This window comes from Mycobacterium sp. E796, from assembly GCF_001672815.1.
GTDB lineage: Bacteria > Actinomycetota > Actinomycetes > Mycobacteriales > Mycobacteriaceae > Mycobacterium.
Genome location: NZ_LZKK01000190.1, coordinates 1 through 10845 on the forward strand (window position 1 = coordinate 1; position 10845 = coordinate 10845).

13 protein-coding genes and 1 riboswitch are annotated in these 10845 nt (G+C 69.1%); of the genes, 3 read left to right on the forward strand and 10 right to left on the reverse strand.

What is annotated here, in order from left to right; translation table 11 throughout:
* The 6 genes from A5706_RS13860 to A5706_RS13885 form a co-directional block, all read right to left on the reverse strand.
* The coding region (locus A5706_RS13860) for an HNH endonuclease signature motif containing protein (RefSeq protein WP_068131458.1) at nt 1–1424 on the reverse strand (1424 nt) is incomplete at its 3' end.
* Between the two features lie 227 nt (nt 1425–1651).
* Complete coding sequence (locus A5706_RS13865) at nt 1652–2440, reverse strand: alpha/beta hydrolase (protein WP_068131460.1); 789 nt, start codon at nt 2438–2440, stop codon at nt 1652–1654.
* A 124-nt stretch (nt 2441–2564) separates the two neighbouring features.
* Entirely contained in the window at nt 2565–4034 is a 1470-nt protein-coding gene (locus tag A5706_RS13870; RefSeq protein ID WP_068131462.1) for a M28 family peptidase, read from the reverse strand.
* Nucleotides 4031–5506 carry a M28 family metallopeptidase gene (locus A5706_RS13875; RefSeq protein WP_068131464.1) on the reverse strand — a complete coding sequence of 492 codons (1476 nt, stop codon included), beginning with the start codon at nt 5504–5506 and terminating at the stop codon, nt 4031–4033. The genes A5706_RS13870 and A5706_RS13875 overlap by 4 nt, the downstream gene beginning before the upstream one ends.
* Complete coding sequence (locus tag A5706_RS13880; RefSeq protein WP_068131466.1) at nt 5499–5924, reverse strand: DUF2752 domain-containing protein; 426 nt, start codon at nt 5922–5924, stop codon at nt 5499–5501. Before A5706_RS13880 ends, A5706_RS13875 begins: the two co-directional genes overlap by 8 nt.
* Nucleotides 5925–5939: 15 nt before the next feature.
* Nucleotides 5940–6263 carry a CD225/dispanin family protein gene (locus A5706_RS13885; protein ID WP_068101329.1) on the reverse strand — a complete coding sequence of 108 codons (324 nt, stop codon included), beginning with the start codon at nt 6261–6263 and terminating at the stop codon, nt 5940–5942.
* Nucleotides 6264–6610: 347 nt separating this feature from the next.
* Here A5706_RS13885 and A5706_RS13890 point away from each other — a divergent pair, with 347 nt between their 5' ends.
* Together A5706_RS13890 and A5706_RS13895 are read left to right on the forward strand one after the other, a co-directional pair.
* Nucleotides 6611–7138, forward strand: a complete 528-nt coding sequence (locus A5706_RS13890) for a serine/threonine protein kinase (RefSeq protein WP_068131474.1) — start codon at nt 6611–6613, stop codon at nt 7136–7138.
* A 53-nt stretch (nt 7139–7191) separates the two neighbouring features.
* The gene (locus A5706_RS13895) at nt 7192–7716 is read left to right on the forward strand and encodes a serine/threonine protein kinase (protein WP_068101516.1); all 525 of its coding nucleotides are present in this window, start codon (nt 7192–7194) and stop codon (nt 7714–7716) included.
* 4 nt (nt 7717–7720) lie between these two features.
* Here the strand turns inward: A5706_RS13895 and A5706_RS13900 are convergent, their stop codons facing one another.
* From A5706_RS13900 to thiO, 4 genes are all read right to left on the reverse strand, one after another.
* Nucleotides 7721–8488 (reverse strand): SGNH/GDSL hydrolase family protein, encoded by a 768-nt coding sequence (locus A5706_RS13900; protein WP_068131468.1) that lies wholly within the window; start codon nt 8486–8488, stop codon nt 7721–7723.
* Complete coding sequence (locus tag A5706_RS13905) at nt 8485–9189, reverse strand: thiazole synthase (RefSeq protein ID WP_068131476.1); 705 nt, start codon at nt 9187–9189, stop codon at nt 8485–8487. Before A5706_RS13905 ends, A5706_RS13900 begins: the two co-directional genes overlap by 4 nt.
* Before the next feature lie 64 nt (nt 9190–9253).
* Nucleotides 9254–9451 (reverse strand): sulfur carrier protein ThiS, encoded by a 198-nt coding sequence (gene thiS / locus A5706_RS13910; RefSeq protein WP_068131470.1) that lies wholly within the window; start codon nt 9449–9451, stop codon nt 9254–9256.
* Complete coding sequence (gene thiO, locus A5706_RS13915; protein ID WP_068131472.1) at nt 9448–10455, reverse strand: glycine oxidase ThiO; 1008 nt, start codon at nt 10453–10455, stop codon at nt 9448–9450. Before thiO ends, thiS begins: the two co-directional genes overlap by 4 nt.
* Nucleotides 10446–10556: riboswitch (TPP riboswitch) on the reverse strand. (Overlaps the previous gene by 10 nt.)
* 28 nt (nt 10557–10584) lie before the next feature.
* Between thiO and A5706_RS13920 the strand changes: the two genes are divergently transcribed.
* Nucleotides 10585–10845 (forward strand): thiamine phosphate synthase (locus A5706_RS13920; protein WP_197517720.1); only part of this gene is annotated, 261 nt, incomplete at its 3' end.

A 10845-nucleotide genomic window follows, 5' to 3' on the forward strand; every position in this document is an offset into this window, starting at 1 on the left:
TGGCGGCGTTCGGTGGCCACCCGGTGGGCGCGGTCTTGGGCGCGGGTGCGCCGGCGTTTGGGCATCATCGCGGCGCGCTGGTCGCAGTACTCGACGGGCGGGTCGGCTTCGGGCGTGGCGAATACGCCGCCGACCCCGCGACACAGACTGGGGAACAGCAGCGCGCTGCCCGGAGTGGTCACATAGGTGTGCCCGGCCGGGGAGGTCAGGATCAGCGTCCCGTCGGGCAGTTGTTTTTCCGTCCAGCCCCAAAACGTCTTGACGAGATGATGAGTTCGGCAGTAGCACTTCAGGTTTGACGCGTGCGTGGTGCCGCCCTGGCTATACGGGATCGTATGATCCAGATCGCAGCCGACGGCCGGGGCATCACAGCCGGGCCAGCGACACGTCAGATCGCGGCAGCGCACGAAATCGGCCAACGCCTTCGACGGCACATACCCGTCCTCCGGCGGCGCGTCGCCGGGGTGGACCAACGGCGTCAACTTGGCCGACTTCGCCAACTCGGCGAGCAGTTCGGGGGTGATCAGCCCATCAGCGCCCACCTCGGAGGCCGGCGCGCTGCTGCGCCCGTCCAGGGTGGCCTGCTCGGCGATGACATGGATGACCACCGGGGAAGCGGGCGGGCGTTTGCCCGCCGCGCAGTCCGTTCTGCCGCAGCGGCAGCCCAGCCGATCCGCCCCGGCCGCCAGTGCCCCCAGCGCGTCGGCGCGGCGCTGCTCGCGGGTGCGGGGATCATGCGGGCACACCGTGGCGGCCAACGCGGTGAGCCGTTTGTCCAGCGCGTGCGCATCCGGGGCCAGCAGGCTGCCGTGGATCTCCGAGAGCCCATCTTGAACCCGATCCCCAATCCAGATCTCCCGATCGACCTGACGCTCTGTTCGGCGGCGCACCGCGTCCCGATCGGCGCGGGCCACGACCCGATCCACCTGGGCGGCCAACCGGCCCCGGCTCATCGACGGCCAGCGCGCCACACTGGCGGCCAACTGCGCATCCACCCGCGCCAACACCGCGGTGTCCTCGATCAGATCGGTGCGATACACGATCGTCTGAAACAACCGCAAATCGATATCACCGGCCCTAAAGACCTCCCCCACCAGGGGTAGGCGCTCGCGCATCGCCCGGGCGTAGCGCAGCCGGCTGGCCGCCAGGCCCTGGCTGATCCGCAACGCCGCCGCGATCTCGGCGGCGACGGCCTCCATGGTGTCGATCGCCCAATCCTCGGTCTCCGCACACCGCGACAACCGGTAGCCGAACAACCGCCCGATCGCCTCCAACTGCGCGGCTGCCGCCCGGTTCTCCACCCGCGCAAACACACCGATCTCATCCAGCAACGCCGCCGACTCCGCCGTCGAAGACGGATAACGCCGCTCGATCATCTCATCGAACCGGGCCATCACCTCGGCACGAGCCGCCTCATCGAACATGTGTTCGACTATAGTCGGACCCGGCGACAAGAGCCGATTGACTCAAACTTTTTGGCAAGGTCGCCGCCTGCGGCGGCGCGGGACAGGATAGCCGCCCAGTCGCATGAGCGGTTGGAACGTGACCGGCGGCGCAGGCGGCGCGGGACCGTGCATCGCGTGATCGCGCAGGCGGGCGGCTATTTGCTCCTGCGCTGATCATCGAGTGCAGTTGCCCACCGGCACACGATCTATTGTTGTAGCCCCTGGCCGGTGAGCCAGCCGTCGATTCTTTCAGCGACGGACTGCCATCCTGGCTCAAGCATCATGACGTGCCCCATGTCGGGAAATAGCTCCAGATCTGTTTGGTAAGTCTGCGCCACGGCAAGCGCATCGCCTTCGACTCGCATGCCATCATCATGTGCTCCGAGAACAAGAATCGGTGCCTTCACCAGGCCCGCGTCAGGAAGTCGCTTCATCAAATCTCGTGTGACGCCCGTGCTTTCAGATTCGAGACGAGCCGCGCAGGCACTGACGATGGCGTCTGGGGTGCCCGCCGAGAAGCAGAATTCACGAGCCAAGGCGGGAGTGTTGAATACATCTTCTGGGCTGCCGACCACAGTGGCGCGCAGAAAGACCCAGGGGTGACGGCGCATTGAGCGGAATGCCCAGCGTCGTAATCCCTGCGGCGTGCCGGGCGCCATGAGAACCCCCGCTGGGCCACCATGCGTCGCAAGGTAATTCAGTACAACCCAACAGCCCAGGGAGTGACCGATGAGCACTGGTGGGGAACCTAGCTTGGTGACAACAGACCGTACGTCGTCCACGTAGTCGGCCAGAGAACAAGAATTGAGGGGCTTGGACAGGGTGCTGCCACCATGGCCGCGAAGGCTCAGTGCTGCGGCGCGGTAGCCCCTGCTCGCGAAGAAGTCCAGAAAGTGTTCGTCCCAGCACCATGCTGCGACGGAAGCGCCGTGAACAAAAAGCAGCGGCGTCGGGTGCGCATCGGTGGTCGACCCCTTGTCGATCACTTCAAGCATTTCTCACCTTGCGTCGGCTCAGCAGTACGCAGGCATCTTTTCAGGTGTCAGGCATAAAGCCAGCTCATTTTGTCGATTTTTATCGATGGCGGCCTCGTAGGCGCCGGATTCGCTCGGCGAACCGCTACGGCACCCGGGTGCGATGCCGCTTGTCGTGCGGCGGGACGCCGTTGACGCCGCCGATCGACTCCGCGTAGGTGCCCACCGCGAACGCCGCGCCAGAACCCATGACCGCCAACGCGTCCCGGTTGACGGTGTCGACGGTGTCGCGCGGGCTCTGGAAGTTGGGGTCGAACGGGACGCCCGCCTGACCGCCCCACAGCCGCGCCTGCACCGTGGTCTTGATCTGCGAAGCACCGGCGGTCAGGCCCCCGACCGGCACGCCCGCGACCATGAATGGGTGGTAGTCGGCCATGGTGGCCAACGGCATGTCGGCGGGCCGCTTGCCGGCCAGGTTCAGGTAGCCGCCGAGGGTGCGCTCGATGCCCGCCGAACCCTCGGGCACGTCGCCGAATGCGATTCCCGGCGTGGGCGGACCGGACTGGTCACCGTCGTCGGTGAAGAAGCCGGCGTTCGGCGAACCGAGCATGGTGAAGTCGAGGTACATCGCGATGTCGTTGAGCTGATCGCGATCCATTCCGAAGACGTAATCCATCACGCCGTTGATGCCGTCCTCGTCGGCGCCCCAGAACGCGAACCGCACCGCGTTGTTCACCGCCGCCAACGGTCCCAGCTGCAGCGCCGTTTCCAGCACCGCCGCGACGCCGGTGCCGTCGTCGTTGATGCCCGGACCGTCGCGCGGGCTGTCCAGATGCGCTCCGACCACGATCGCCTCGTGCGGGGAGCCGGTTTCGGTCTGCGCCAACACGTTTCGTGACGAGATCGTGCGATTCTCGGCGTCCAGCACCAGACGCACCGGCGCGGTGTCGTGCGCGAGCGCCGCGGCACCGTTGGCGCCGACGGCGGCGACCGGCACGGTCAGCTGCTTGAAATAGCCGGGGCTGAACAGTGTTGGCGGGGCGCCCTGCCCGTTGGGTGCGCTGAGCACGATCAGCCCCGCGGCACCCCGAGCCACGGCGCTGTTCTGCTTGTCGACCACCGAGCAGCCCGCGTCGTCGACGACGGCGATCGCGCCCGCGGGCAGGGCGGCCGGGTAATCGCCGGCGGTGCAGCCCGACGGCCGCGCGGGGTGGACCGCCGGTCCGGTCAGGCCGCCCGGCGGCGTTCGAACCAGCATCGACGCCTGGTCAACCTGATACGTGCGGCCGGCAACCGTCAGCACCGGCTTACCGGGCGAGACGTTGTAGAGCCGGTCGAACTGCGGGGTCGAGACCTTAAAGCCCCTGTCGCGCAACGTCTTCGCCACGTAGTCGACGCTGGCGTCGTAGCCCGGCGTGCCGTCGGCGCGGCTCCCGCGGTTGGCGTTGGCGATCCCCTGCAGCGCGCGCAGATGCGCGACCATCCGGTCGGCGGTCACCTTCGCCGCCAGTCCCCGGGCCAGATCCGGCGCTGCCGCCGGGGGCGCCGACCGCGGTGACGTGCACCCCGCCACCAACCCGATCAGGGCCAGCGCCGCAGCCAGCCGGCGGATCATGGCTTGTTGAGCACGTGCCGCGTGCGATCGGCCAACACGGGCACGCCATTTCGGCCGCCGAGGTCCTGCGCGTAGAGGGCCACCGCGTAGGCCACGCCGCCGCCGTTGATGCCCAGTGAGGTCCGATCGATGTGGTCGAGGGTGTCGGTCTTCTGGTGATAGTTGGGATCGAAGGGCGCGTCGGCGGTGCCGCCCCAGAGCTTGGCCTGATCGGCGGACATCTTGGTCTCGGCGCCCGAGAACAGGCCACCCGCCGGGATACCGGCCAGCGTGAATCCGTCGTAGTCCGAACGCCCGTCGAACGCGGTGTCCTGCGCGGTCTTGCCCGCCGACTTCAAGTAGCCGACCAAGGTGCGCTCGATGCCGGCCGAGCCTTCCGGCACCACCGGCTGACCGCGGGCGTCCGCAGGCAGCGACTGGTCCCCGTCATAGGTGAAGTAGCCCGGGTTCGGCGATGCCAGCATGTCGAAGTTCAGGTACAGCGCAATGTCTTTGAGCCCGTCGAGGTTCAGCGACTCCACATAGTTGCGTGAGCCGATCAGCCCGAGTTCCTCCGCACCCCAGAAGCCGAACCGCACCGCGTTGTGCACCGGCGGCGAGTTCCCCAGCTGCACCGCGGTTTCCAGCACGGCGGCCACTCCGGACCCGTTGTCGTTGATGCCGGGGCCCTCGGGCACACTGTCCAGGTGCGCGCCCGCCATCACCACGTCGGTGGTCGACCCGGTCTTGGTCTGCGCAATGACGTTGCGGGCCTTGACGTTTTGGACGCTGGCGTTGAGCTTGATCGTGGTCGGCCCCGGCTGCACGCGCAGCTGCAGCCCGGTGGACTTGGTGACGCTCACCACCGGGATCTTCACGTCGGTGTCGGGCCCGAGGGTGCCGCCCATCTGCTGCTCGTCGACGTTGTCGGCGACGATCATCGCCACGGCGCCGCGCTGCACCGCGGCATCTTCTTTCTGCGCGAACGGGCAGGTGCCGCGGTCGACCAACACCACCGCGCCCCGCGCCCCGTCGAAGTCGGAGGGATGGCAGCCCGGGTCGGCCCCTTCCGGCACCGCCACCAGCGGCCCGCTCACCCCGTCGGGCGGGGTGCCCAGGCTGAACTCCAACGCGCGCGCCTCCACGGCCACCCCGCCGACCGTCACCGTGGGCTTGTCGCCGTGAAAGACCCGGGCCGAGAATTCGGGCGTCTGAACGTCAAAGCCGCTGTGGCGCAACGTGTTCACCACATAGTCGACGCTGGCCTCGTAGCCGAGGGTGCCGACCGCGCGGGTACCGTTGTTGGCGTTGGCGATGTCTTGGAGTTTCGACAGGTGCGCCATCATGGCGTCGGCCGTGACCTTGTCGTGCACCGAGGTCGCGAACTCGCCGGCGTCACCGGCGGCGGGCTGAGAGCCGTTGCGGCCATGCGAGCAACCGGCCAGAAACGCGGTCAGGGCGACCACGGCGAGCAGGGCCCGGAGGCTAGACATAAAGCGCGGTGAATGGCGCAAAGGGCAGATTGCGCACCACGAACCAGGCCGCTACCAGGACCAGCGTCACCGCCGCCGCCCAGCGCTGGTGCTGCCAGCCCCGGACCGGCCGGCCCGTCACCCGACCGTAGGTCCACGCGCCGTACGCCCACACCAGCAACACCAGCGCCACCAGGCCCAGCGCGTTGAACCGGGCGGCCGCCAACACGTTGCCGTGCATCAGCGAATACAACATCCGGGCACTGCCACACCCCGGGCAGTCGATGCCCAACAGGGCCTTGGTGGGACACACCGGCAGGGGCCCGCCCGGCGTCGTCGGATCACCCACCCAGGTGGCGGCGCAGACCAGGGTGGTGGACGCCGCAACCAGGAGCGGCGCACCCAAACTCAGAGGCGCCGACCCTGGGCGGGTCACCATGATCGCAACGCCGGCTTAGAACATCGCGGCAAGCGCCGCATTCGTGTTGGTGTTCAGCGCACCAACCGCCATCAAGATGGCGTAGATGACGCCCACGACCACACCGATGACGGCGGACCAGATCACCCATTTCTTGGCGCTGTCGGCGGACGCCTGAGCCTCTGCGTACCGCCCCTGTGCCCACAAACCATTGACCTGGCTGGACTTGACGATCGCCACGATCCCGAACGGCAGACAGCAGAAGAGCGTCACCAGAATCGACCACACCAAGTAGTTGTTCGGCGCTTGCCCAGCAGGTTGCTGTGGCGGGTATCCGGGCGGAGGGGGCGGCTGTGTCATGGATTCTCCAGTCGAGGCGAGTTAGCTGGCGTCGAGCGGTGCTTACCATACCGGAGCGGCGCCGCGAGGGCACTATCTCGGCGAAATTCGCCGTTTCCGCCGGCCGCGCACCGGTTCCGCCGCCGCCACTAGCGTTGCCGCTTATCCGGGCGAGGAGCCTGGGGCGAGCGCGAAAGTCGCTGGCCGGCAACCAGTTTGCCGTCAGGTTAACCTTGGTCGCCGATTCAGACAATGATGCCCAGACAGATAATTTCCGGCGGAATGTGTTGCATGGACAGGACATAGCCCTACGATCCCATTAGCGGAAGCACTATTTCCGGTGAGCGACGCCCCGTTAGGAGCCAATGATGCCTCAACTCAGCAAGGCGCTGCGCGCCGCGGCGGCCACGGTGGCCGCGGGCAGTTGCGCGTTCGCCGGTGCCGCCACGGCCGCCGCGGACCCCACCAATACCGGTAGCTCGGCGGACATCAACACGCTGGCCGCCAATCTGTCGAAAGGCTACGGGCTCAACAACTGCACGGCCGGAAACATCGACGCCGGTGAACTCGCCGTGCTCACCTGCGGGCAGAGCCCCGACCCCAACGGCCCGATTCAGGCCAGGTACATCCTGTTCAACAACGCCGACAACCTGACCGGTTCGTTCAAGACCAGCATCAAGGACGACGTGCTCACCGCCTGCGGAGACGCCGGCCAGTCGCCCACCACCTGGCACCAGGGCAGCAACAACGCCAACTCGGGATCGGTGGCGTGCGGGACATACCAGAATGCCGCGGAGATCATCTGGACCACGGACCCCAAGAACATCTTGAGCCTGATCCGTGGGTCGAACAACGACGTCCCGGCGCTCTACCAGTGGTGGCGTGCGAACGGCTGAGGCCCGAAAGACGCTCGGTTGCTTGGTTTTCCAACACAACAAAGGAGTTCAGAATGTCCCCTCTCACCAAGGCGCTGCGGGCGGCGTCGGCCGCGGCGCTCATGGGCGCTTCGGTCATCGTCGGCACCGCCACGGCGACCGCGGATCCCGGCACGGGTAGCTCGGCGGACATCAACACGCTGGCCGCCAATTTGTCGAAGGGCTACGGCCTCAACACTTGCCAGCCGGCCCCGCTGTCCGGCCCGATCCTGGCCGAGCTCGACTGCGGGCAGAGCCCCGACCCCAACGGCCCGGCCGCCGGCGTGTACCAGCTCTACAGCAACGGCAGCGACCTGGCCGCCGCGTTCACCGGCGGCATCAACGGCGTATCGCTGAGCCCGTGCGGGGACAACGGCCAGTCACCGGGCACCTGGCACACGGGCAGCACCGGCGCGACGGCGGGACAGGTGGCGTGCGGGACCTATAAGAACGCCGCGGTCATCACCTGGACCACCGACGCCAAGAACGTGTTGAGCCATATCCGCGCGTCCAACACCGACGTCAACGCGCTCTACCAGTGGTGGCGCACTAACGGCTGAGCTTCTACAGTTGCGCGGCAAGTAAATCCGCGACCGCGCGCATCCCGGCGGTGTTGGGGTGCAGCGGGGCCGGCCGCCCGGGCAGGGACACGCCGTAGCGCGCCGGGGTGGTCGTCCACGGCTCGGCCGACCAGGCGTGGTGATCCCGGCTGGCCGCGGCGGCGCCGACGATCTCACACCCGGTCGCCGCGGCCGCGTCGGCGGTGCGGCGTTCGAGGGTCGCGGCCACGTGCCGCCCGAGGTCGGCGTCCGACTGCCGCAGCGGCGGGGCCGGCACGCCCGCGGGCGGCAGGATGGTCAGGTAGTCGACGAAAACGATCCGGGCCTTCGGGGAGCGCTGCCGCAGCGCCGCCCCGACCGCGCACAACGAATCGAACACGTCGGCCAGCGCCCGGTCGCGCGTGTCACGGTCCAGCAGTTCGGATATCAGCCCGCCCAGCAGCGGCAGGTGCCGCGCGGCGGGCGGCAGCGAGGCGGCCATCAACAGCGGAACGTAGCCGACGTCGTTGCCGCCGATGGTCACCGTGACCACGGCCTCCGAGCCGTCCAGCGCGGTGATCTGCGGTGGCCAGCCCCGCTGGTGATCGGCCAGCACGTGGGCGGTGGTCGCGCCGGAGAAGGTGACGTCGACCAGCTTGAGGCTCAGCCGTTCGGCGACCAGGTGCGGGTAGTTGCGGGCGGATCGGCCCGACCAGAGCGGGGCGCCCTCGGCGCGGGGCCGGATGCCGGGGCCGGCGGCCATCGAACTGCCCAGCGCGACATAACGTTTCATAGCTCGGGGGACGACGCCTGCGCCCAGAACCGTTTGGGGATCCGCCCGGCCCGCCGCGCCAGGTATCCCGCGGTGACGGCGGCGGCCATGGCGGCCGCCATCGCGGGTGGGTCCGCGGCGCGGGTCACCGCGGTCGCCAACAGCACCGCGTCGCAACCCAATTCCATCGCCAGCGCGGCGTCGCTAGCGGTGCCGATGCCGGCGTCGAGCACCACCGGGACGCCGGCCCGCGCGACGATCATCTCGATGTTGTGCGGGTTCGTGATGCCGAGGCCGGTGCCGATGGGGGCGCCCAGCGGCATCACCGCCGCGCAACCGGCGTCTTCGAGCCGGCGGGCGAGCGCCGGGTCATCGTTGGTGTACGGCAGCACGACAAACCCGTCGTCCACCAATTGCTCAGCCGCGCGGACCAATTCGACCGCGTCTGGCAGCAGCGTGCGTTCGTCGGCGATGACCTCGAGCTTGACCCAGTTGGTGTCCAGCGCCTCGCGGGCCAGCTGCGCGGTGAGCACCGCCTCGGCCGCGCCGCGGCAGCCCGCCGTGTTGGGCAGCGGCGTGATGCCCAGCCGGTTGAGCAGGTCCAGCAGCCCGGTCCCGCCCTCGGCGTCGACGCGGCGGATCGCCACGGTGGTCAGCTCGGTGCCCGACGCGATCAGCGCCTCTTCGAGCACCGCCAGGTTCGTCGCTCCCCCGGTGCCCATGATGAGCCGCGAGGCGAAGCTGCGATCCGCGATCGTCAGTTTCGCTTCCGTGGACAATTCGGCTCTAGCCACCTTGCACCGCCGTCACCACCTCAAGTCGGGCACCGTCAAAAAGCGTTGCCGTCCAGCCGGATCGGGGGAGTACGGCGTCGTCCATCGCCACCGCGATGCCGCGGGCGGGGAACCCCAGCGACTCGAGCAGCGCGGCCACGGTGGTCTGCTCGTCGACCTCGACCGTTTTCGCGTTGACAGTGACGATCATGACCGCGCCCCGACCGGGACCAGTTCGGCGACAACCTGTTCGGCGGTCCACGGCGCCAGCAGGAACCCGGACCGGCCGTGGCCCGCCGCGACCAGGGTTCGCTCGTCGACGCGATGCACGAGGGGAAGGTTATCGGGTGTCATCGGGCGCAGCCCGGCCGCGCACTCGGCGAGCTCGTATTCGCCGAGCGCCGGCAGCACCGCGCAGGCGTCGTCGAGCAGGTCCCGCACGCCCGACACCACCGGGGCCGTGTCACGGCCGTGCTCGTATTGGGTGGCGCCGACGACCACCCCGTCCCCGCGTGGCACCAGGTACACCTGCCGCCCGTGCACGCGGGCGCGAATCACCCTCTGCAGCAACGGCATACAGCCCTTGCGCCAGCGCAGGCGCAGCACCTCGCCCTTCACCGGCCGCACCGGCAGCCCCGGCCACAGTGCGGGCGCGTCGATGCCGTTGGCGATCACCACCGCGTCCGCCTCGACCCGCTCGAGATCGCTCACCGGACCGGCCCACCGCACCCCGAGGCTCTCGCAGTCCCGGCCCAGCGCGTCGAGCACGGCGCGATTGTCCACCGCCAGCTCAGTGGGCGCACGGAAGCCGTGCCGGATGCCTTGCGCCAGCAGCGGTTCGACGTCGCGGGCGGCCGGCTCCCACACCACCGGATGGCCCTGCTCGGACAACCAGTCGGCGACGGTGCGCAGGTCGGCGACGTCGGCGCGGTCGACGGCCACCACCAGCGACTCGCGGGCGGTGATCACCCCTGGCGGCCAGCCGTCGGTGAAGCCGCCCTCGCGCCACAGCCGCAGCGACTCCAGGCCCAGCCGCAGTAACCGTTCTTCGCCGGGCCAACCCTCGCTGTGCGGGGCGAGCATCCCGCCCGCCACCCACGATGCACCCGGTTCGCCGGTGTGGTGCACGACGACCGACCATCCGGCCCGCGCCGCGCGGCGCGCCACCGACAGCCCGATGACACCGCCGCCGATGACGGCCAGTGAGTCTTGCATCCTTTGCTCCCTTCGCCGGCATGACCCGGATCAGGTGTGACGGTAAGGGCGTGCGCGCCCACTCTCAGTCCCCGGTCGCCAGGACTCCCGTGCTCTTCGGGTTCCACGCTAGCGCGCTAGCGTCGCGGTGTGCACCAACCGTCCACCCGCCTCGCTGCGGCCAGGCTGTATCTGTGTACCGACGCGCGCCGCGAGCGCGGCGACCTGGCCGAGTTGGTCGACGCCGCGCTGGCCGGCGGGGTCGACATCGTCCAGCTTCGCGACAAGGGCTCGGCGGGTGAGCAGCGGTTCGGTCCGCTCGAGGCCCGCGCCGAGCTGGCCGCACTCGAGATCCTGGCCGACGCGGCCCGCCGGCACGGCGCCCTGTTCGCGGTCAACGACCGCGCCGAC